At 61.0% G+C, this 21,984-nt stretch carries 19 protein-coding genes; 13 read left to right on the plus strand and 6 right to left on the minus strand.

The genetic code is table 11. From position 1 onward, the window contains the following. Position 1: 1 nt before the first annotated feature. The 4 genes from QRN60_RS02810 to groES form a co-directional block, all read right to left on the minus strand. The gene (locus QRN60_RS02810; RefSeq protein ID WP_003503183.1) at positions 2-448 is read right to left on the minus strand and encodes a DoxX family protein; all 447 of its coding nucleotides are present in this window, start codon (positions 446-448) and stop codon (positions 2-4) included. A gap of 156 nt (positions 449-604) precedes the next feature. Beyond that, positions 605-1,039 (minus strand): hypothetical protein, encoded by a 435-nt coding sequence (locus tag QRN60_RS02815; RefSeq protein WP_003503182.1) that lies wholly within the window; start codon positions 1,037-1,039, stop codon positions 605-607. A 628-nt stretch (positions 1,040-1,667) separates the two neighbouring features. After that, positions 1,668-3,302, minus strand: a complete 1,635-nt coding sequence (gene groL, locus QRN60_RS02820; protein WP_003503181.1) for a chaperonin GroEL — start codon at positions 3,300-3,302, stop codon at positions 1,668-1,670. Between the two features lie 74 nt (positions 3,303-3,376). Next, on the minus strand, positions 3,377-3,673 hold the full coding sequence (gene groES / locus QRN60_RS02825) for a co-chaperone GroES (RefSeq protein WP_003494080.1): 297 nt from the start codon (positions 3,671-3,673) through the stop codon (positions 3,377-3,379). Positions 3,674-4,042: 369 nt separating this feature from the next. Here groES and QRN60_RS02830 point away from each other — a divergent pair, with 369 nt between their 5' ends. The 4 genes from QRN60_RS02830 (at position 4,043) to QRN60_RS02845 (ending at position 9,888) form a co-directional block, all read left to right on the plus strand. Then, positions 4,043-4,891, plus strand: a complete 849-nt coding sequence (locus QRN60_RS02830) for a TIGR01459 family HAD-type hydrolase (RefSeq protein WP_031234240.1) — start codon at positions 4,043-4,045, stop codon at positions 4,889-4,891. A gap of 47 nt (positions 4,892-4,938) precedes the next feature. Then, entirely contained in the window at positions 4,939-5,919 is a 981-nt protein-coding gene (locus QRN60_RS02835) for a bifunctional riboflavin kinase/FAD synthetase (protein ID WP_060726054.1), read from the plus strand. A gap of 281 nt (positions 5,920-6,200) precedes the next feature. Continuing rightward, positions 6,201-9,104 carry an isoleucine--tRNA ligase gene (gene ileS, locus QRN60_RS02840; protein WP_129564590.1) on the plus strand — a complete coding sequence of 968 codons (2,904 nt, stop codon included), beginning with the start codon at positions 6,201-6,203 and terminating at the stop codon, positions 9,102-9,104. A gap of 142 nt (positions 9,105-9,246) precedes the next feature. Next, positions 9,247-9,888, plus strand: a complete 642-nt coding sequence (locus QRN60_RS02845; RefSeq protein ID WP_020811949.1) for a hypothetical protein — start codon at positions 9,247-9,249, stop codon at positions 9,886-9,888. Positions 9,889-9,938: 50 nt separating this feature from the next. Here the strand turns inward: QRN60_RS02845 and QRN60_RS02850 are convergent, their stop codons facing one another. Beyond that, positions 9,939-10,397: a nucleoside deaminase gene (locus QRN60_RS02850; RefSeq protein ID WP_003503170.1), complete on the minus strand. Its 459-nt coding sequence runs from the start codon at positions 10,395-10,397 to the stop codon at positions 9,939-9,941. A 71-nt stretch (positions 10,398-10,468) separates the two neighbouring features. On the opposite strand from QRN60_RS02850, the gene QRN60_RS02855 reads away from it, so the two are divergent. The 3 genes from QRN60_RS02855 to QRN60_RS02865 all read left to right on the plus strand — a co-directional run bounded on the left by QRN60_RS02855 (position 10,469) and on the right by QRN60_RS02865 (position 13,965). Beyond that, complete coding sequence (locus QRN60_RS02855; RefSeq protein ID WP_129564589.1) at positions 10,469-12,313, plus strand: pseudouridine synthase; 1,845 nt, start codon at positions 10,469-10,471, stop codon at positions 12,311-12,313. Beyond that, positions 12,294-12,851 (plus strand): 16S rRNA (guanine(966)-N(2))-methyltransferase RsmD, encoded by a 558-nt coding sequence (rsmD, locus tag QRN60_RS02860; RefSeq protein WP_003503166.1) that lies wholly within the window; start codon positions 12,294-12,296, stop codon positions 12,849-12,851. Before QRN60_RS02855 ends, rsmD begins: the two co-directional genes overlap by 20 nt. Positions 12,852-13,038: 187 nt before the next feature. Beyond that, positions 13,039-13,965, plus strand: a complete 927-nt coding sequence (locus tag QRN60_RS02865) for a patatin-like phospholipase family protein (protein ID WP_060722958.1) — start codon at positions 13,039-13,041, stop codon at positions 13,963-13,965. A 61-nt stretch (positions 13,966-14,026) separates the two neighbouring features. Here the strand turns inward: QRN60_RS02865 and QRN60_RS02870 are convergent, their stop codons facing one another. Continuing rightward, the gene (locus tag QRN60_RS02870; protein ID WP_060722959.1) at positions 14,027-15,856 is read right to left on the minus strand and encodes a monovalent cation:proton antiporter-2 (CPA2) family protein; all 1,830 of its coding nucleotides are present in this window, start codon (positions 15,854-15,856) and stop codon (positions 14,027-14,029) included. A gap of 116 nt (positions 15,857-15,972) precedes the next feature. Here QRN60_RS02870 and QRN60_RS02875 point away from each other — a divergent pair, with 116 nt between their 5' ends. The 6 genes from QRN60_RS02875 to lpxK all read left to right on the plus strand — a co-directional run bounded on the left by QRN60_RS02875 (position 15,973) and on the right by lpxK (position 21,984). Then, positions 15,973-17,319, plus strand: a complete 1,347-nt coding sequence (locus QRN60_RS02875; protein WP_129564588.1) for a TldD/PmbA family protein — start codon at positions 15,973-15,975, stop codon at positions 17,317-17,319. Positions 17,320-17,412: 93 nt separating this feature from the next. Then, entirely contained in the window at positions 17,413-18,219 is an 807-nt protein-coding gene (locus QRN60_RS02880) for a 3'(2'),5'-bisphosphate nucleotidase CysQ (RefSeq protein ID WP_112592121.1), read from the plus strand. A gap of 61 nt (positions 18,220-18,280) precedes the next feature. Beyond that, positions 18,281-18,520 (plus strand): DUF4170 domain-containing protein, encoded by a 240-nt coding sequence (locus QRN60_RS02885; RefSeq protein WP_129564587.1) that lies wholly within the window; start codon positions 18,281-18,283, stop codon positions 18,518-18,520. A gap of 215 nt (positions 18,521-18,735) precedes the next feature. Beyond that, on the plus strand, positions 18,736-20,058 hold the full coding sequence (waaA, locus tag QRN60_RS02890) for a lipid IV(A) 3-deoxy-D-manno-octulosonic acid transferase (RefSeq protein WP_020010543.1): 1,323 nt from the start codon (positions 18,736-18,738) through the stop codon (positions 20,056-20,058). Next, positions 20,052-20,789, plus strand: a complete 738-nt coding sequence (locus QRN60_RS02895) for an HAD family hydrolase (protein WP_129564586.1) — start codon at positions 20,052-20,054, stop codon at positions 20,787-20,789. Before waaA ends, QRN60_RS02895 begins: the two co-directional genes overlap by 7 nt. A gap of 148 nt (positions 20,790-20,937) precedes the next feature. Next, on the plus strand, positions 20,938-21,984 hold the full coding sequence (lpxK, locus tag QRN60_RS02900) for a tetraacyldisaccharide 4'-kinase (protein ID WP_129564585.1): 1,047 nt from the start codon (positions 20,938-20,940) through the stop codon (positions 21,982-21,984).

The following is a 21,984-nucleotide window of genomic DNA, read 5'->3' on the forward strand; positions in this document are numbered from 1 at the left end:
CTCAGGCGTGGGCCACAGCCGCGCCGCGCTTTGCGTCGACGGAGTAGGCGCCAGCGCCGAAGGCGGCAAGCAGGATGTAAGCGCCGGCAAGCGTGATGTTCTTCACCATCATGATGCCGTTCAGCGTGTTGATCCAGCCAAGAGCCGGCTCAGGCCAGCCGGGAACGGCAACGGTGCCGCTGTGGAAAACCAGACCGGTGAAGACGCAGAAGACGGCAAGCGCCCAGGCGGCGATTTTGGTCTGGAAGCCGGCGAGAATGGCAAGACCGGCAACGAGTTCGAACAGGCCTGCGACATAGGCAAGCGCGGTTGCGGCGGGCAGGCCGGCGCCGGTGATCATGCCGGCCGTGCCAGCCGGATCGACGAGCTTGCTGAAGCCCGAAGTGATGAAGATGAAGGAAAGCAGAATGCGGGCGATAAGAACGAGAACGTTCTGGCTGCTGGACATGGATATCTCCGGTAATTGATCGGCGTGTTGCCGGTTGATCTGCAGGGCAATGTCTGGAGACATCAATGTCGGAAAATCACTCATCCATAAAGATGAACAACAGAAGACAAATTGTCTTCATTTTGTGAACGGTGGATGGCATCGCTGCAAAAAGCCTTAGGCGGCGAAGCGAATATCCTCAAGACGCGGAAACAGGAAAAGCCCTGATATGCGCCCTTGCTGGCCGTCTTCGAAGCCGGAAGATTCACCCATGCAGATGACCGGCTGCCGCATTGCCGGCAAGATGGAGAGGCCGGTTGAAAAACAGAAACGTGAGGGCGCCGTGGAAACCTGCTCGAAAAGTTCCAGCACGCGGGCGTGGTCAGCGCGGTCGTAACAGCGGACAAGGCTCAGCAACCCGCACTCGCCCGGCGGCAGGCCGTGCATGAATGATGCGTGTTCGCCGAGCCGGATGACGCCGCTCGAAAGATCGCTGCTCCACTCCTCCGAAATGAAGAAATGCGACATGGTCCGGGGATCGGGCGTGGTCGTCACCGCCGTTGGCAGAGCATCGTTGCGTCTTGATATTTCAAACAAATCGCGCCCCCGCATGAACACGTGCCAGCGCCGCCATTTCTAGCGCCACTGCCAGGTTGAACCTTTACCGCCACCCGCAGTCGAACGTGTTTGCCAAGCATCGAAACCCCTTCAATGCTCGCCGCCCAGTCGCGGAACCCTTACGGGGGCTGACTTATAGTTTATTTTCCCCTACCTACAACAACCAGTCAGTGAGAAAATCAAAAATATTATGTATTTCTTCTTCAAAATCGCGAGATTTGCGAAAAAGCACAACTAAATAGCGCACTTATAAGCCGGTCCGAGTGGAAATCAGGCCCGTATGGGGTGGTGATTCGCTCATGGCGCTGCCGCATTATTGCATGGGATGGCAAAAAATAGCCGGATAAAATCACGGCTGTTCCAAAACGGGACAATATTTGAGCGCTTCCGCTTTCGGCCTTCAGAATTATGCAACCGGTTGATTTTATGAGGCATCTCTCGCAAGAGAGACGACGTCCTCCTCGGCCTCGTGCCGAGGATCTAATCACGTCGCGGGAAATCAATCGGTTGCAGATCCCCGGGACAGGCCCAAAGATGACGCCCCTTTCGTCAAACGTGCAGGGACGGCAAAGAAAAAGGGCGGTCCGAAGACCGCCCTTTCTTATTCCAGTGACAGGACTGATTAGAAGTCCATGCCGCCCATGCCGCCGCCGGGCATCTGCGGCATTGCCGATTCCTTCTTCGGAAGCTCGGCGATCATGGCTTCGGTGGTGATCAGCAGCGAAGCAACCGAAGCTGCGTTCTGCAGAGCCGTACGTACAACCTTGACCGGGTCGACGATGCCGAGCTGGATCAGGTCGCCATATTCGCCGGTCTGGGCGTTGTAGCCGTAGTTGTCTTCGTTCTTGTCGAGGATCTTGCCGACAACGATGGAAGCTTCGTCACCTGCGTTTTCTGCGATCTGGCGAACCAGAGACTGCAGAGCCTTACGCACGATGTTGATGCCGGCTTCCTGGTCGTCGTTTGCACCCTTGACGGTGATCTTCGTGGAAGAACGCAGCAGGGCAACGCCGCCGCCCGGTACGATACCTTCCTGAACAGCAGCGCGCGTCGCGTTGAGAGCGTCGTCGATGCGGTCCTTCTTTTCCTTCACTTCAACTTCCGTCGAACCGCCAACGCGGATCACGGCAACGCCGCCAGCGAGCTTGGCAAGACGTTCCTGCAGCTTTTCGCGGTCGTAGTCGGAAGTGGTTTCTTCGATCTGCGCCTTGATCTGGGCAACGCGGCCTTCGATGTCGGACTTCTGGCCTGCGCCGTCAACGATCGTGGTGTTTTCCTTGGAGATCGAAACCTTCTTCGACTTGCCGAGCATGTCGAGGGTAACGCTTTCGAGCTTGATGCCGAGGTCTTCGGAAATGACGGTGCCACCGGTCAGGATGGCGATGTCTTCCAGCATGGCCTTGCGGCGGTCGCCGAAGCCCGGAGCCTTGACGGCAGCGATCTTGAGGCCGCCACGCAGCTTGTTGACGACGAGCGTTGCAAGAGCTTCGCCTTCTACGTCTTCAGCGATGATGACGAGCGGCTTGCCGGTCTGAACGACAGCTTCGAGAACCGGCAGCATAGCCTGGAGGTTCGAAAGCTTCTTTTCGTGCAGAAGGATGTATGCGTCTTCGAGGTCAGCAACCATCTTTTCCGGGTTGGTCACGAAGTAAGGCGACAGGTAGCCGCGGTCGAACTGCATGCCTTCGACGACTTCGAGTTCGGTTTCAGCGGTCTTGGCTTCTTCAACGGTGATGACGCCTTCGTTGCCGACGCGCTGCATTGCTTCAGCAATGTCGAGACCGATCTGACGCTCGCCGTTTGCAGAGATCGTGCCGACCTGTGCAACTTCTTCCGAAGTGTTGATCTTCTTGGCCTTGGCCTGAAGGTCCTTGACGACTTCAGCAACGGCCAGATCGATACCGCGCTTGAGGTCCATCGGGTTCATGCCGGCAGCAACTGCCTTTGCACCTTCGCGAACGATGGCCTGGGCCAGAACCGTTGCGGTGGTGGTGCCGTCACCGGCGATGTCGTTGGTCTTGGAGGCAACTTCGCGAACGAGCTGTGCGCCCATGTTCTCGAACTTGTCTTCGAGTTCGATTTCCTTGGCGACCGAAACGCCGTCCTTGGTGATGCGCGGAGCGCCGAAGGACTTGTCGATAACGACGTTACGACCCTTCGGGCCGAGGGTTACCTTCACTGCATCAGCGAGAATGTCGACGCCCTTGAGCATCTTTTCGCGCGCTGAGCGGCCGAATTTGACTTCTTTGGCTGCCATTTTCAAAACTCCTGGTTTCGAACGGCCGGAATGGATCCGGCTTGAAATTTAAGGAAACGATGGGTTCGGCGAAATCAGCCGATGATACCCATGATGTCGGCTTCCTTCATGATCAGAAGGTCTTCGCCGTCGAGCTTGACTTCGGTGCCCGACCACTTGCCGAACAGGACGCGATCGCCAACCTTGACGTCGAGAGCGACGACCTTGCCGGCCTCATCGCGAGCGCCGGAACCGACGGCGACGATTTCGCCTTCCTGCGGCTTTTCCTTGGCGGTATCGGGAATGATGATGCCGCCCTTGGTCTTTGCTTCGGATTCAACGCGACGAACCACGACGCGATCGTGAAGCGGGCGGAAATTGGTGCTTGTCATTGCCTAATCCCTCGATCAAATGACTGCGCGAGCTTTTGGAGCTCGCCTGATGGGTGTTAGCACTCTCCTTTATCGAGTGCCAGCGGAACCGAGATAAGGAGGGCGTCTGCCGGAGTCAAGAACGCCCTGTCTGAAAAATTTCATGGCTTATGGTTATCAGCGTTCCATGACAGAAATTTCCCATGTGCGGATGCGCGCCATGACGACATTCTTTTCGCGCGATGCGCGTCGCATCCATCTACGGGACATTTGTGTTCATGCTGCGTCAGGCGGGGCCGAAGACCGGTCACTCACCGCTTTTTTCCTTGCCATCGGCGTCCCGCTTTGCGATGTGACGCACACCCTCTTCTCGCATCCGGAAAGCATCTCATGGCCCACCGCATTCTCACTCTCGGCGAAATCACTGATGGGTTCGACGTTATTCTTTCGGATGTCTGGGGTGTGCTGCACAATGGGGTCAGCGCCTTTCCGGATGCGGCGGTTGCGCTGCGGGAAGCGCGCAAGGCTGGCAAGACGGTGGTGCTCATCACCAATTCGCCGCGTCCCGCCCCCGGCGTCATCGCCCAGCTTCGCGTTCTCGGCGTGCCTGATGAGGCCTATGACCGTATCATCACCTCGGGCGACGTTACCCGTGGTCTGATCGCGGAAGGCCCAAAAAAGGTCTTCCTGCTCGGCCCGGAGCGGGACATGCCGCTGCTGGAAGGTCTCGATGTCGAATGTGTCGGCGAGGCGGAAACGGAATCCGTGGTCTGCACCGGCTTCTTCGACGACGAGACGGAGACGCCCGAAGACTATACCGAAATGCTCAAGGGCTTCATTGCCCGCAAGGTGCCGATGATCTGCGCCAACCCCGATCTGGTGGTGGAACGCGGCGAGCGCATCATTCCCTGCGCCGGCGCCATGGCCGCCTATTACGAACAGCTCGGCGGCGAAGTCCGCATTGCCGGCAAGCCGCATGCGCCGATCTATGAAGCCTGCTTAGCTGCGGCCAGGGAAGTGCGCGGCGCCTTCGCCAAGGATCGCGTGCTCGCCATCGGTGACGGCATGCCGACGGATGTGAAGGGCGCGATTGCGAGCGGTCTCAACCTTCTCTATATCAGCGGCGGCATTCACGCTGCCGAATATACGCTGAACGGCCAGACGGACGAGGCGCTTCTCAACGCCTATCTCAAGGGGCAGGGTGCTGCTCCCGGCTGGTGGATGCCCCGTCTCGCCTGAGGATATCTCGCCTGAGGAATAGCTGGCGCAGGAATGGATCGATTGCCATGACCGTCTTTCACCGCAATGAAAAAAAGGAGCCGCTGCCGGAAGCTCTTCGTGGCGGCGTCATCGCCATCGGCAATTTCGACGGCGTGCATCGCGGCCACCGGGCTGTGCTGGATCGTGCTCTGGAACTGGCGGAAGCCCGTGGCGTTCCCGCGCTGGTGCTGACCTTCGAGCCGCATCCCCGTTCCGTCTTCCGTCCCGACACGCCGGTGTTTCGCCTCACGCCCGCGCCTTTGAAGGCGCGTATCCTTGAGGCCATCGGTTTCCGCTCCGTCATCGAATATCCCTTCGACCGGGAATTTTCGCAGCGCTCGGCGGAGGAATTCGTTCAATCCATCCTGGTCGACTGGCTTCATGCCAGCGCCGTCGTCACCGGCTTCGATTTCCATTTCGGCAAGGGCCGGGAAGGTGGCCCGGCATTCCTGATGGAGGCCGGCAAACGCCATGGTTTTGACGTGACGCTGGTGGATGCCTTCCGCGACGAGGGTGCGGATGTCGTCTCCTCCAGCCGTATCCGCTCGCTTCTGTGCGAGGGTGATGTGGCGGGCGCCGCAGGCCTGCTCGGATACCGCTTCACGGTGGAAAGCGAGGTCATTGGCGGCCAGAAGCTGGGGCGCACGCTGGGTTATCCTACCGCCAACATGGCGCTCGCCCCGGAAACGGAACTGAAGGCCGGCATCTATGCCGTGCGGTTCCGTCGCCCCGATGGTTCTATCCACGATGGCGTGGCAAGCTTCGGTTATCGTCCGACCGTCACAGAAAACGGCGCGGCGCTGCTCGAAACATTCGTCTTCGATTTCTCCGGCGATCTCTACGGCGAGGTCTGTTCGGTCTCCTTCTTCGGGCACCTGCGCGATGAACTGAAATTCGATGGCCTCGATCCGCTCGTCGCCCAGATCAGGCGCGATGAAGAAGAGGCGAGAGCGATGTTATCGGGCGTGCGCCCGCTCAGCGCGTTGGATGCGAAGATTGCGTTTTGATCTGATGAGACCTGTCAGCCCATATTCCGGGCTATATTGCCGTCGCTTTTCTCTTCCTTTTTGCCGGAAAACCGCATAAACAACCGGCCATGTCCCAATACCGGTTGAAGTTTACAGTTCAGATTGGCCGAATTATTGGCCCGGCCTTCCGCCCGCTCTGACGAGCCGGAAGGTCCGGGATTTTGGCGCTTGTCATGGCATTTGTCATGGCGCTTTCCGTATTTGCCCCTCTTTGAAATTGAGACGGCGCGACCGACACGGCGCGCAACAACGGTACGATTATGAGCGACACCGCAGAAAAACTGGACTACTCCTCCACCCTCTATCTGCCGCAGACGGATTTTCCGATGCGCGCTGGCCTGCCGCAGAAGGAACCGGAAACGGTGAAGCGCTGGCAGGAGATGGGCCTCTACAAGCGCCTGCGCGCCTCCGCCGCCGGCCGCGAGAAATTCGTGCTGCATGACGGCCCGCCCTATGCCAACGGCAACATCCACATCGGCCATGCACTGAACAAGATCCTGAAGGACGTCATCACCCGCTCGTTCCAGATGCGCGGCTACGACGCCAATTACGTTCCGGGCTGGGATTGCCACGGCCTGCCGATCGAATGGAAGATCGAGGAAGCCTATCGCGCCAGGGGCAAGAACAAGGACGAGGTTCCGGTCAACGAATTCCGTAAGGAATGCCGTGACTTCGCGGCCGGCTGGATCAAGGTCCAGTCGGAAGAGTTCAAGCGTCTCGGCATCGAGGGTGACTTCGAAAACCCCTACACGACGATGAACTTCCACGCCGAAGCCCGCATCGCCGGCGAACTCCTGAAGATCGCCAAGAGCGGCCAGCTCTATCGCGGCTCCAAGCCGATCATGTGGTCGGTCGTCGAGCGCACGGCGCTGGCGGAAGCCGAAGTCGAATATGCCGATGTCGAGAGCGACATGATCTGGGTGAAATTCCCGGTGAAGGACGCTGCGCCCGCTCTTTCCGGCGTCTCCGTCGTCATCTGGACGACCACGCCGTGGACCATCCCCGGCAACCGCGCCATCGCGTTTTCTTCGCGGGTCGAATATGGCCTTTTCGAAGTCGAAAGCGCACAGAATGATTTCGGCCCGCAGCCGGGTGAAAAGCTGATCTTCGCCAAGAAGCTGGCCGATGAGGCCGCCGCCAAGGCGAAGCTGACCTTCAAGCTCGTTCGCGACGTGACAACCGAAGAACTGGCCGCCATCACCTGCGCCCATCCTTTGGCGGCGCTCGGTTACGATTTCCCGGTTCCGCTTCTCGAAGGTGATCACGTCACCGACGATGCCGGTACGGGCTTCGTGCACACCGCGCCGAGCCACGGTCGTGAGGACTTTGACGTCTGGACCGCGCATCAGCGCGAGCTGGAAGCGCGCGGCGTCTCGTCGGCCATCCCATTCCCGGTCGGTGACGATGGTTTCTACACCGAAGACGCTCCCGGTTTCGGCCCGTCCGCCGAAGGCGGCGCTGCCCGCGTCATGGACGATAACGGCAAGAAGGGCGACGCCAACGACCGCGTCATCAAGGCGCTGATCGCTGCCAATAACCTCTTTGCCCGTGGCCGTCTGAAGCACAGCTATCCGCATAGCTGGCGCTCCAAGAAGCCGGTCATCTTCCGCAACACGCCGCAATGGTTCGTCTATATGGACAAGGAACTGGGCGACGGCACGACGCTGCGTTCGCGCTCCTTGAACGCCATCGATCAGACCCGCTTCGTTCCGGCCTCCGGCCAGAACCGCCTGCGCGCCATGATCGAAGGCCGTCCCGACTGGGTTCTGTCGCGCCAGCGCAGCTGGGGCGTGCCGATCGCCGTTTTCGCAGACGAGCATGGTGAGGTTCTGGTCGACGAGGCCGTCAACGCCCGTATCATCGAGGCTTTCGAAGCTGAAGGTGCGGATGCCTGGTTTGCCAAAGGCGCCAAGGAACGTTTCCTCGGCAATGACCACGACCACGCCAAATGGCAGCAGGTCATGGACATCCTCGATGTGTGGTTCGACAGCGGTTGCACCCACACCTTCACGCTTGAAGACCGCCCGGACATGAAGTGGCCGGCGGATGTCTATCTCGAAGGTTCCGACCAGCATCGCGGCTGGTTCCATTCGTCGCTGCTCGAAAGCTGCGCGACGCGCGGCCGCGCGCCCTATAACGCCGTTGTCACCCATGGTTTCACCATGGATGAGAAGGGCGAGAAGATGTCCAAGTCCAAGGGCAACGTCGTCTCGCCGCAGGAAGTCATGAAGGACGCCGGCGCCGATATCCTGCGCCTGTGGGTCATGACGACGGATTACTGGGAAGACCAGCGTCTCGGCAAGGCCATCATCCAGACCAATGTCGATGCCTATCGCAAGCTGCGCAACACCATCCGCTGGATGCTCGGTACGCTCGCCCATTATAAGGGCGAAGAGATCGCCTATGACGATCTGCCGGAGCTGGAAAAGCTGGTGCTGCATCGCCTGTCCGATCTGGATAAGGTCGTGCGCGAGGGTTATGACGGCTTCGAGTTCAAGAAGATCGCCCGCGCGCTGGTGGATTTCGCCAATGTCGAGCTTTCGGCCTTCTATTTCGATATCCGCAAGGACACGCTTTATTGCGACGCGCCGTCGTCGCTGAAGCGCCGGGCATCGCTGTCGGTCATCGCCAAGCTGTTCGATTGCCTTGTTTCCTGGCTCGCGCCCATGCTGCCCTTCACCACCGAAGAAGCGTGGCTATCGCGTTATCCGGATGCGGAATCGGTGCATCTTGCCCAATTCCCGGAAATCCCGGCGGAATGGAAGAACGACGCGCTGGAAGCGAAGTGGGAGAAAATCCGCAAGGTCCGCACGGTCGTGACAGGCGCGCTGGAAGTCGAACGCCGCGAAAAGCGTATCGGCTCCTCGCTCGAAGCCGCGCCCGTCGTGCACATTGCCGACGCCGATCTTCTGGCGGCGCTGAAGGGGCAGGATTTCGCCGAAATCTGCATCACCTCGGCCATCTCGGTGGTTGGTGACGAAGGCCCCGCCGATGGCTTCCGCCTGCCGGAAGTGGCAAAGGTTGTGGTCGAGCAGAAGCTGGCGGAGGGCGTAAAATGCGCTCGCTCCTGGCGCATCACCACCGATGTCGGTTCCGATCCGGACTATCCGGAGGTTTCCGCCCGCGATGCGGCCGCGCTGCGCGAGCTTGCAGCCCTGGCATAATGAAAATGGCCGGATGAATTGCGCTTTGCCTCTTCATCCGGTACACCTGCCTGAAAATGGCCGGATTTGCACGGCAATGCGGGCTGCCGCCTGCCGAAAGACGATGTCTGGCGCAGTGGGACGGACGGCTGGAAGGGTTTCGATGAAGACGATGCAGGGTAATGCGCAGGGTTTGGGCATGTTTCGCACGGTTGTTGGCATCACGGCGATAGGCGTGTTGCTCGGCGCCTGCACGAGCCCGACCTACGGTACGGGCAAGACGGCGGCTGAACAGCTTGTCGACGATCTTGGCAACGCGACCTCGATCACCGGTGACCAGAGCAAGCGCAACCTGAAATACAGCCCCCGCCCGGGTCTCGTCGTTCCCGCCCAGACCCGTGCCGAACAGCTGGCCACGCCGCAGCAGAACATGGCAAGCCGCGAAAACAACCCGCAATGGGTGGAATCGCCGGAAGAAACCCGCGAACGTCTGCGCGACGAGGCGGATGCCAACAAGAACAACCCGCATTACCGCTCGCCGTTGCTCGCCGGTAACGGCACTGCCGGCCAGATGACCGAAAGCCAGAAATGGGAAGCCTTCCGCAAGGCGAAGGCCGAAGCCCAGGGCGGCTCGGTCGTCAACGCCCAGCGCAAGTTCCTCACCGACCCGCCGGCGGAATATCGCAGCGTCCCGCAGGATCAGTTGACCGATCTCGGCGAGCCTGAGCAGAAGAAAGAAAAGCGCCGCAAGAAAGAAGCGGCAGTCGCCGGCACCGGCAAGAGCTGGTGGAACCCCTTCCAGTAAAAACGAATGGCTGATGGCCTGCGGGAAAGCATGAGCCTCCCGCCGGCCGCTCAATCGTCGAGGCGTTTCTCGCGAAAGAATTGCCGCAGGATGTCGGCACTTTCGCTTTCCGCCAGCCCGGAATAGACATCCGGCGCGTGGTGGCAGGTCGGCTGGCTGAAGAAGCGCACGCCATTATGCACCGCGCCGCCCTTCGGGTCTTCCGCACCGTAATAGAGCCGGCGGATACGGGCGAATGAAATCGCCGCAGCACACATGGTGCAGGGCTCCAGTGTCACGTAGAGATCAGCGCCGGGCAGGCGTTCCTGCTCCAGCGCTTCGCAGGCCATGCGGATCACGGCGATTTCGGCGTGCGCCGTCACATCATTCAATTCACGGGTGCGGTTGCCGGAACGGGCGATGACGCGGCCGTCCAGAACCAGTACGGCGCCGATCGGAACCTCCTGCCGCTCGCCGGCGGCACGGGCTTCCGCCAGCGCCAGTTCCATGAAATGCGTCCTTTCGGCCATTGCGTTTCAATTTCCTCTTAACCCTTGTGCTTGGACCTGATAGGACAGCCCAAACAACAGGCAAACAGCAAATGACTTTTAAAGACAAGCCGAAGCGTGACGGCGGCAAGACAATTAGCCGCGACAAGAAGCCGAAAGGCCCCGGCAAGCCCGCCGCAGAGCGCGAAAAGAAACCGACCGAGGCAAAGGCCGCCCCGGCGCCGGAAACCGTTGGCGGCTCCAAGCCCGAGCGCATTTCCAAGATCATGGCGCGCGCAGGTGTGGCCTCGCGCCGCGATGTCGAACGCATGATCATGGAAGGCCGCGTGTCGCTGAACGGCGTCAAGCTGGATACACCGGTGGTCAACGCCACGCTGTCGGACAAGATCGAAGTCGACGGCATGCCGATTCGCGGTGCCGAGCGCACGCGCCTGTGGCTCTATCACAAGCCCGCCGGTCTGGTGACGACCAACTCCGACCCGGAAGGCCGCCCGACCGTTTTCGACAATCTGCCGAGCGAACTGCCGCGCGTTCTGTCCATCGGCCGCCTCGATATCAATACCGAAGGCCTGCTGCTGCTCACCAATGATGGCGGTCTTTCCCGCGTGCTGGAACTGCCGACCACCGGCTGGCTGCGCCGTTACCGCGTGCGCGCCCATGGCGAGGTCGATCAGGCAGCGCTCGACAAGCTGAAGGAAGGCATTGCCGTCGATGGCGTGCTTTATGGCGCAATCGACGCGACGCTCGACCGTACCCAGGGTCACAACGTCTGGATCAGCATGGGCCTGCGTGAAGGCAAGAACCGCGAGATCAAGAACGTGCTCGGCGCACTCGGCCTCGAGGTCAACCGCCTGATCCGCGTTTCCTACGGTCCGTTCCAGCTCGGCGATCTCGCCGAAGGCAAGGTGCTGGAAGTGCGCGGCCGCATGCTGCGCGACCAGCTCGGACCGCGTCTGATCGAACAGGCCGGCGCCAATTTTGACGCGCCGATCTATAATGCGCCCGTTGAAGACGAGGAAGACAACACGCCGAAGCGGGCGGTGAAGTCCGAATGGGCAAAGAGCGATGCGCCGGAAGGCAAGCCGCGTTTCGACAAGGCTGCCGGCAAGCCGGAAGACCGTCGCGAAAAGGCGCTCGGACGGCTGGATACCAAGCGCGGCGACAAGCCGGCTGGCAAGTTCGGCTCCAAGCCCGCCGGGAAATTTGGCGCAAAGGGCCGCAGCGAGGATGATGGCGACTACCGCCGCCCACGCCAGCCCGCCGGCACCAGCCGCACGGCCAATGTCTGGATGGCACCCGGTGCAAGGCCCACCCGTGATGGCAAGGAGCGCAAGTCTTCCGCCCGCGCGGAAGCCGAAAACCTCTTCAAGAAGCCTTCCGCCCAGGACGAGGCGCGCCGCAACGTTGTGCGGCATGCGGATGCCGAGGGCGAGTGGATCCGCTCAGATTCCCCCCGCGAAGAAGAAGGTGGCCGCGGACGCGGCGACCGTCCGCGCGGCGAAAAGAGCTTCGGTGACCGCCCGGCGCGCGGCGGCAAACCTTTCGGCGACCGGCCGTTCCGTGACAAGCCGCGTGAAGAGGGTGATCGTCCGCGCAGTGACCGTCCACGCGGCGAAAAGAGTTTCGGTGATCGCACCGCCCGCGGTGAAAAACCTTTCGGTGACCGTCCGTTCCGCGACAGGCCCCGTGAAGACGGTGAGCGCCCACGCGGCGAGCGCCCGGCGGGAGACAAGCCTCGTGGCGGCAAGCCGGGCGGTAAACCCGGATTCGGCAAACCGTCCTTCGGAAAATCGGGCGAGCGTGGCGAACGTTCGGGTTTCTCAGGCAAGAGCAAAGGCCCCGGTGGTCCCGGCGGCGGCAAGCCGGGCGGCAAAGGCCCGGGTGGCAAACCTTCTGGAGGCAGGGGAATGACACGTAATGCGGATCGTAGGCGGTGAGTTCCGCGGCCGGACACTGGCCGCGCCGAAATCGAATTCCATTCGTCCGACCATCGACAGGACGCGGGAAAGCCTCTTCAACATTTTAAGCCACGCCTATCCGGAAAGTCTGGACGGCACGCGCGTTCTGGACGTTTTTGCCGGAACGGGCGCGGTTGGTCTGGAGGCGCTTTCGCGCGGCTGTCGTGTGGCGCTCTTCGTCGAAAACGGCGTCGAGGGCAGGGGGCTGCTCTGGGAAAATATCGATGCGCTGGGTCTGCATGGCCGCGCCCGCATTTTGCGGCGTGACGCCACCAAGCTCGGTGGTGTCAATAATATCGAGCCCTTCGATCTTCTCTTCGCCGACCCGCCCTATGGCCATGGCCATGGTGAGAAGGCTTTCTCGGCAGCCCATGGCGGCGGCTGGCTGACACCTGGCGCGCTCGCCATTCTGGAAGAGCGCGGCGATGTGGCGGTAAAGGTCGATCCGGTATTCAAGCCGCTCGAAAGCCGCATCTTCGGCGACACGAAAATGCATTTCTACCGCTACGAGCCCTAGAACCTTTCCAGGAAAAGTGGAGCCCGGTTTTCCGCCGGGAAATCCGACAGAACAAAGAGTTGGAGTGTTTTCGCGATTTAAAGAAAAGCGAAAACGCTCTGATAGGAACACCTCCCGTCACGCCACGGTCTTGTCTTCTTTGCCGAATAGGCAGAGTCTTTGCCGCGGAAAGAATTTGGGTGTGCGCATGGAGCAGGGTGTAAACGAAAGCGTCACGATCGTCCGCGCCGGGGAAGAGGTTCTCCAAGGTGACAGCACGGGTGGCCACGAGCCGACATTCGGACTGGCGCTCGGCGGCGGCGGGGCGCGGGGCATCTGCCACATCAACGTCATCGAGGCGCTGGACGAACTCGGCATCCGGCCGGTGGCGATTTCCGGTTCTTCCATCGGCTCCATCATCGGCGCGGGCATGGCAGCCGGCATGACCGGCCGCGAAATCCGCGAATACACGCTTGAACTCATGGGACGAAAGGGCTCGGTCGCCAACCGGCTCTGGAGCCTCGGCCCGGCATCGATGCGACACGCGGTGGACGGTTTTCGCCTTGGGCAGTTCAACCTCGAACTCATTCTGCACGCGCTGATGCCGCAGGCTCTGCCGAAGGATTTCTCGGAGCTTGCCATTCCGCTCAAAGTGATAACCACAGACTATTACGCGCAGACCGAAGTGGTGGTGGAACGCGGGGAGATCATCCAGGCGCTGGCGGCGTCCGCCGCCATTCCGGCACTGTTCATGCCCGTTCGTATCGATGGCCGCATCATGATCGATGGCGGCATCTTCAACCCCGTGCCCTATGAACATCTGCTGGATCGGGCCGATATCGTCATCGGCGTCGATGTCGTCGGCGGCCCCGAAGGCGACGGCACCACCATGCCGAACCGGCTGGACAGCCTGTTCGGCGCCAGCCAGCTGATGATGCAGGCGGCAATCGCCCTGAAACTGAGGTTACGCCCGCCGCATATTTTCCTGCGCCCGCCGGTGCACCGTTTCGGCGTGCTGGATTTCCTGAAGTCCGAGGAGGTGCTGAACGCGTCGGCTAGCATCAAGGACGACCTGAAACGGCAGATCGACATGCAGGTGGAGCTGTTTCATCGCGGGCAGGGTGTGGAGGCTTGAGCGGTACGTCCTGGATATTCGCTGGGAAACAAATGGCGCTCTTCCAGCCATCGCCTTTGAATCACAGCGAAACTTCCGTCTCGCTCTCCTCCGAACCCTCTTCCTCCTCCCACTTTTCCGCCTTGGTCTTCGGCTTCATCAGCGGTTCCGGCTTCACCTCGCGCACCGGCTTGTTGTGCAGCATCTGCCGGCCGGCGGCGAGGCCTTCGACGGCCTGAAGCTCCAGCCGCTGCTCGTCGCGTTCGCGAATATCGTCGGCAATCGCCAACGCCCTTTCGCCATCCATGTCGAGTCCCTCCAGAATGCGCCTGCCGAACAGCAGGCCGGATTCCAGCGTTTCGCGGATTTCATATTCCACGCCTCTTTTCCTGAGGTCGAGGGAATGCACGCGGTCATAAGAGCGGGCATAGATGCGCACGCTTGGAAATTCTGACTGGATCATGTCGATGATACGGTCGGTGACCTCCTTTTTATGGGTGCAGACCGCCACGAGATCGGCCCGCTCTATGCCTGCGGCGATCAGCACGTCCTTGCGGGTGCCGTCACCGAAAAAGATGCGAAAGCCGAACCGGGCGGCCTGACGCACGCGGTCGGCGGAACTGTCGATGACGGTCACGTCGCGCCCGCCGGCGAGAAGGATCTGCGAGGCAATCTGGCCGAAGCGGGAAAAGCCGATCATCAGCACATCCGCGCCCGCCCCGTCGAAATCCTCTTCCAGCTTGTCCTCTTCCGCATCCTCCGCCGTCAGCCGCCGCGAAATCACGGCCAGAAGCGGCGTCAGCGCCATGGAAAGCGTGACAACGGCAACGAGGATCGAGGCGGTTGCCTGCGGAAACAGCCCGGAGGCCGCCGCCGTGGTGAAAAGCACGAAACCGAATTCGCCGCCCTGCGCCAGAAGCAGCGCAATCCGGCTCGATGCATAACGCGAGGAGCCCGCGATGCGGCAGAGGCCATAGATCAGGGCAGCCTTCACCGCCATCATCGCCGGCACGGCGATCAGGATGAGGACGATGTGCTCATAAACGATATGGATGTGCAGTGACATGCCGACGGCCATGAAGAACAGCGCCAGAAACAGCCCGCGAAACGGCTCGATATCGGCCTCCAGCTCATGGCGATAGGAAGATTCCGACAGCATCAGCCCCGCCAGCAGCGCACCCATGCCCATGGAAAGCCCGACCATCTCCATGATGGCGGCAGCACCGATGACGACAAAAAGGGCGGCCGCGATCATCACTTCACGCGCACCCGTGCGGGCGATGATCTGGAACATCGGCGTGAGCAGGTAACGCCCGGCCAGCACCATGCCCGCCACCGCAACGACGGAGGCGATGAGATCGGACACCATCGAATCCGTCGGCACATCCGGGCGGTTGGAAAGAATGGTGACGAGGGCAAGAAGCGGCACGATGGCAAGGTCCTGAAACAGCAGGATAGAGAAGGACCGGTTGCCATGCCGCGTATTCATGTCGCCGTCATCGGCAAGGATTTGCAGCGCAAAGGCGGTGGAGGAAAGCGCAAGACCGAAACCCGCAACCACGCTTCCCCGCCAGTCGATCAGCCCCGCCCACCATGCAATGGCCGCCAGCACGCTGCCGGTCACCAGCACCTGAGCCAACCCCAGGCCTAAAATATCGCGCCGCATCTGCCAGATGCGTGAAGGCTTGAGCTCAAGGCCGATGATGAAGAGCAGGAAAACGACGCCCAGTTCCGAGACGTTGAAGATGTCCTTCGCATCCGTGACCAGATGCAGGAACGGGCCGATGATGATGCCGGCGACCAGATAACCGAGCACGGTGCCAAGCCCGAGCTTGCGGAAAACGGAGGCCGCGATGACTGCGCCGGCCAGAAGCAGCAATGGTTCGGAAAAGAGAGCGTCGTGCTCGGTCATGCGGGCGGACTTTCGAATAGGGTGGCGACAAAACCGTCCGAATGGAGAAAGCGGCGTTTCGCCCTTGATGCGGGGTTGCTGGCACAATAAATGGAACAGGAATGAAAGGCCAACTCATGTCCTCAGAAATAGATTCTTCCAAACTTCTCGATCGTGCCAGCGAACTTGTCGATCTTGCCCGTGCCGCCGGCGCGGATGAGGCGGATGCCGTTGTCGTCCGCTCCCGCTCGCAGTCGGTCGGCGTGCGGCTGGGCAAGGTGGAAAGCACCGAATCCTCCGAAAGCGACGATTTTTCCCTGCGCGTCTTCGTTGGCCGCCGGGTGGCGAGCGTTTCGGCCAATCCCGGCTTCGACCTGAAGACGCTGGCGGAACGGGCCGTCGCCATGGCCAAGGTCTCGCCGGAAGATCCCTTTGCCTGCCTGGCGGACAAGGAGCGGCTTGCGACGTCCTATGACGATCTTGAGCTTTTCGATGCGACTGAGGTCTCGGCCGATCAGCTGCGTGAGGCAGCCCTTGCTTCTGAAGAAGCAGCACTCGGCGTCAAGGGCGTCAGCAATTCCTCCGGTGCGGGTGCATCAAGTGGCATGGGCGGTCTCGTCCTCGCTACGTCACACGGTTTTTCCGGCAGCTATATGGGCAGCCGCTTCAGTCGCTCCGTCAGCGTCATCGCCGGCGAAGGCACGAAGATGGAGCGCGACTACGATTTCGACAGCCGCCTTTATTATGCCGATCTGGATGCGGCCGAAGAGATCGGCCGCCGCGCCGGTGAAAAAGTCGTGCGGCGTGTCGGCCCGCGCCAGGTCGATACCGGCAGCAACATCACTGTGGTTTTCGATCCACGCATCGCCCGCGGCTTCGTCGGTGCGATTGCCGGCGCGATCAACGGCGCTTCGGTTGCCCGCAAGACCAGCTTCCTGCGCGATAAAATGGGTCAGCAGGTTCTGAAAAAGGGCCTTTATCTCACCGATGACCCGCAGATCGTGCGCGGCCCGTCCTCGCGTCCCTTCGATGGCGAGGGTGTCAGGGGCGAGAAGATGACGATGATCGAGGACGGTGTTTTGAAGCACTGGTTCCTTTCCACTTCGGCGGCGCGGGAACTTGGCCTTGAAACCAACGGGCGCGGCGTGCGCGGCGGCACGGCGGTTTCGCCGGCTTCTACCAATCTCGCGCTGGAGCCGGGCGATCTCTCGCCGGAGGACTTGCTGAGGCAGGTCGGAACCGGCTTTTACGTCACCGAGCTGATCGGCCACGGCGCCAATATGATCACGGGTGAGTATAGCTGCGGCGCCAGCGGTTTCTGGATCGAGAATGGCGAAAAGACCTTCGCGGTTTCCGAGGTCACCATTGCCTCGAACCTGAAGGACATGTTCATGCGGGTCACACCGGCCAATGATATCGATCGTAAATACGGCGTCGCGGCCCCGACGCTCGCCATTGAAGGCATGACGATCGCGGGCAAGTGAGGCGGCCTGCGGGTTGTTTTCGCCGGCCCTTTATGTGCAAGTGCGAAGAGAAAAACGGGTGCGCCGTTTGAGGCGCGCGGAAAAGACGGCAAAATGAACGATATGGCTGAGGCCCGCTGGGCCTCCGATCTGAGGCTGGTCCTTAAAGCCGCCCGCAAGGCGGGCGAGACGGCCCTCGGTTTCTTCCGCAAGGATCCCGAGGTCTGGTGGAAAAATGGCGGGCTTTCGCCGGTCAGCGCGGCCGATTACGCCGCCAATGAAATCCTCGAAAACATCCTGCGCTCCGCCCGGCCGGACTATGGCTGGCTTTCCGAAGAGACGGATGACGATACCGACAGGCTTTCCCGCTCCACCGTCTTCGTCGTCGACCCTATTGACGGTACCCGCGCCTTCATCGGCGGCCGGGATACATGGTGCGTCAGCGTCGCGGTGGTGCATGAAGGCCGACCGGTGGTCGCGGCTCTTGTCGCTCCGGCGCTTGCGGAGGAGTTTACCGCATTTGAAGGTGGTGAAGCTCTGAAGAACGGGTCACCCGTTTTTGCCGCGCGCGAAAATGCCGGCATCTTCCATCTGGCAGCGCCCGAAGACGTGATCACGCATCTGCCGGAAGAGGTGCGCTGCACCGTCAAACGCATTCCGCACGTGCCCTCGCTCGCCTACCGGCTGGCCATGGTGGCGGATGGCCGCATCGACGGAACGCTGGTCAAGGCCAACTCGCATGAGTGGGATCTGGCCGCCGCCGACCTCATTCTGGAGAAGGCCGGCGGTCGTCTGGTCGGGCTAGATGGAAAACCTCTGATGTATAATCGCCGGCAGGTTAACCACCCCGCATTGTGCGCTGCAGCAGATTATGCGCTGCCTGCACTTTTGAAAGCGTTTTCACATCTGTCTGACAGTTGACGTTTGCCGGGAAATCCCGCAGATGAAGGCCTCTCTCAGCGTTTAAGAAAGAGACTAAGAAATGACGGAATCTGGCAAACCGAAACAGCTGCTGCACCTCGTCTTCGGCGGCGAACTTGAAAACCTTCAGGATGTTCAGTTCCGGGATTTGAACGCGCTCGATATCGTCGGCATCTATCCGGACTATGCTTCCGCGCTCACCGCATGGAAGTCCAAGGCGCAAATGACTGTTGATAACGCCCATATGCGTTATTTTATCGTGCATATGCACCGTCTTCTCAATCCGGGCGATAAAATTTGAGTCCTTTTGCCCTTGCGTTGTAATACTATTGGGTGAAGGCGAGCTTTCCCGTGATTCCTGCGCGAGCGGCGCAGGCCGGGAATGCCGGAGCGAGAAAATGTGATCGCGCTTTCGTTTCCGATGACAAAAAATGACGCAATTTGAGAAGAAGTAGGCGGCGATAACAACCAGAACAGGGGCAGGGCATTGCGCGGAATGATCAAGGGCAGAATGTCATGAGCAGCCGTCTCGCACGTTTCGCTCTTTCCGGTTACCGCATTGCCGGTATCGCCGCGTACCCGTTCGCCAAGCCCTATCTTTCCTATCGGGCCGCGAAGGGCAAGGAAGACAAGCGCCGCCGGCTCGAACGTTTCGGTTATGCGAGCGCCGAGCGCCCGCGCGGGCCGCTCGTCTGGTTCCACGCCGCAAGTGTCGGTGAAACCCTTGCCCTCATCCCGTTGATCCGTGAAATCCGCAAGCGCGATATCTTCGTGCTTCTGACCACCGGCACGGTCACGTCTGCCGAGCTGACCCGCACGCGGCTCGGCGATGACGTGATCCACCAATATGTGCCGCTCGACATCAAGATCGCGGTCAATCGCTTCCTCACCTACTGGGCGCCGGATGCCGCCATCACAGCGGAATCGGAAATCTGGCCGGTAACGATGATGGAGCTGGAGCGCCGGCACATTCCGCAGATCCGTGTCAATGCGCGTCTCTCCGACCGTTCCTTTGACCGCTGGAAAGCCCGGCATGATATTGCGGAATCGCTGTTTTCAAAGCTGGCGCTGGTGGTTGCGCAGTCCGATCTCGATGCCGAACGTTTCCGCGATCTCGGCTCCTGGCCGGTGGTGATTTCGGGCAACCTCAAGGGTGACACGGACCCGCCGCCCTGCGACGAGGCGCTTCTGGAGCACTATCGCAAGCAGGTCGGCAATCGCAAGACATGGGCCGCCATCTCCACTTTCGACGGCGAGGAGAAGGCTGCCGCCACCGTGCATGCGGCGATCAAGTCCCGCAATGGCCAGTTGACCATCATCGTGCCGCGCCATCCCGAGCGCGGGGATGATGTGGAAGCCATGCTGAAGGGCATGGGGCTCACCGTCGCGCGCCGCAGCCGCAATGACGTGATAACGCCGGAAACCGATATTTTCCTTGGCGATTCCATCGGCGAAATGGGGCTTTACCTGCGGCTGACCGAACTTGCCTTTGTTGGCCGCTCGCTGACGGCCGAAGGCGGGCAGAACCCGCTCGAGCCTGCGATGCTCGGCTGTGCCGTCCTGTCAGGAGCGCATGTGCAGAATTTCCGCGAGGCCTATCAGAAACTGATCCGCGCCGGCGGCGGGCGTATCATCCGCGATGTCGAGATGCTGGCCAAGGCGGTGCATTACCTCCTGGTCAATGACAATGAGCGTTACAAGATGATCGATGCGGGCAACCGGGTCATTCAGGATATGCGCGGCGCGCTGTCCTCCACCGTCAAGGCGCTGGAGCCCTATATCAACCCGCTCACCGTTTCCGCCAAGCTGCAACCACGGAGCGCCATCGGCTCATGGTAGCGGATATCGAACTCAACGCGGCGCAATCGATCGCCGCAGTCCTTTTCGACAAGGACGGAACGCTTTTAGGTTATGACGCCAGCTGGGGACCGGTGAACCGCGAACTTGCGACCATCGCGGCCAAGGGCGATCCCGTTCTCGCCGACCGGCTTCTCTCCGCCTGCGGCATGGACCCCGTTACCGGTCATGTGGTGCCGGACAGCCTCCTGGCCGCCGGCAACACGGCGGAAATCGCCGCCGGTCTGGTCGCCGCCGGCTCTCCCTGCGATGTCGGGGAACTGACTGCCCGCCTTGACCGGCTGTTCACCGAAGCGGCGGATAAATCCGTGCCGGTGACCGATCTCAAGGCATTTTTCGCAAGGCTGAAGGCGCGCGGCTACAAGCTCGGCATTGCCTCCAGCGACAATGAAAACTCCATTCGACAGACGGCCATCCGCTTCGGTTTCGAAAACGACGTCGATTTCGTCGCGGGATATGACAGCGGTTACGGCACCAAGCCGCAGCCCGGCATGGTTCTGGGATTTTGCGAGGCGATCGGCTTCCCGCCGGAACGCGTGGCCGTTGTCGGCGACAATAACCACGATCTGCACATGGCGAAAAATGCCGGAGCCGGTCTGCGCATCGCCGTTCTGACGGGAACAGGCTCGCGCGAAAGCCTGGGTGCGGATGCTGATTATTGTTTCGAGGACATTACCGCTCTCGAAGCGCTTTTGCCGGAACGGGCTCTCTGAACCCGGTTAGATTTCCGCCGGGCCCGGCATGGCCCGTGGAACCGCCTATTCCATTTTTGCAATTTACGGTTTTTTCTGGCAAACAACCTCCCTGACATGTGACAAGCGAACGGAATGCCGTGGGCGACGCGGCCGGGAGCGGGAATAGATGGTTTCTGAAGCGCCGCCGTTCTGGTGGCAGAAAGCGGGCTGGCAGGCGTGGCTCCTGTCACCTTTCTCGCTTCTTTACGGGAAGGTTGCCGGCCGGCGGATGCGGACAGCGAAACGGGCAAGCGTTCCCGTTCCGGTCATCTGCGTCGGCAACTTCACCGTGGGCGGCGCTGGCAAGACGCCGACGGCGATGGCAATTGCGAGAGCCGCCGTCGCAAAAGGCCTGAAACCCGGATTCCTCAGCCGCGGTTATGGCGGCACGCTTGACGTTACCACCCTTGTCGATCCCGGACAGCACCGCTCCGCCGATGTCGGCGATGAACCCCTGCTCCTGGCGCGCGAGGCGATCACGGTCATTTCCCGCAAGCGGGTGGAAGGTGCGCACCGGCTGGTGAAGGAAGGCGTCGATCTCATCATCATGGATGATGGTTTCCAGAGCGCGCGCCTGACGCTGGATTATGCGCTTGTTGTCATCGATACGGTGCGCGGCATCGGCAACGGCCATCTCGTGCCGGGCGGTCCGGTAAGAGCGCCGCTTGCCGAACAGATGCGGCATATGACCGGGCTCCTGAAGGTCGGCAAAGGCCATGCGGCCGATGCGCTGGTCAGGCAGGCGGCAAAGGCTGCCAAACCCGTCTTCGTTGCGGCGATCACGCCGCAGGAGCCGCAGGACTTCAGGGGAAGGCGCGTGCTGGCCTATGCGGGCATTGCCGACCCGGCCAAATTCTTCAGAACCGTCGAGGCGCTCGGCGGCGAAATCGTGCTGCAGCGCTCTTTCCCGGATCATCACCACTTCAGCGACGACGAGATCGCCGATCTTCTGCAGGACGCCGGCAAACAAAATTTGCAGCTGGTGACGACGGCCAAGGATGCGGTGCGGCTCAACGGCCACCACGGCCGGGCGGAAGAATTATTGTGGAACAGCCTGGTGATCGAAATCGACATGGTGTTCGACGACCCCAATGCCGCCGCGACGATTATCGATACGGCGGTGAGAAACTGCCGCGCGCGTTTGCTGCGGGAAAATGCACGGACGTCGATTTAG

The organism is Agrobacterium sp. CFBP2214 (assembly GCF_030209895.1).
GTDB lineage: Bacteria > Pseudomonadota > Alphaproteobacteria > Rhizobiales > Rhizobiaceae > Agrobacterium > Agrobacterium radiobacter.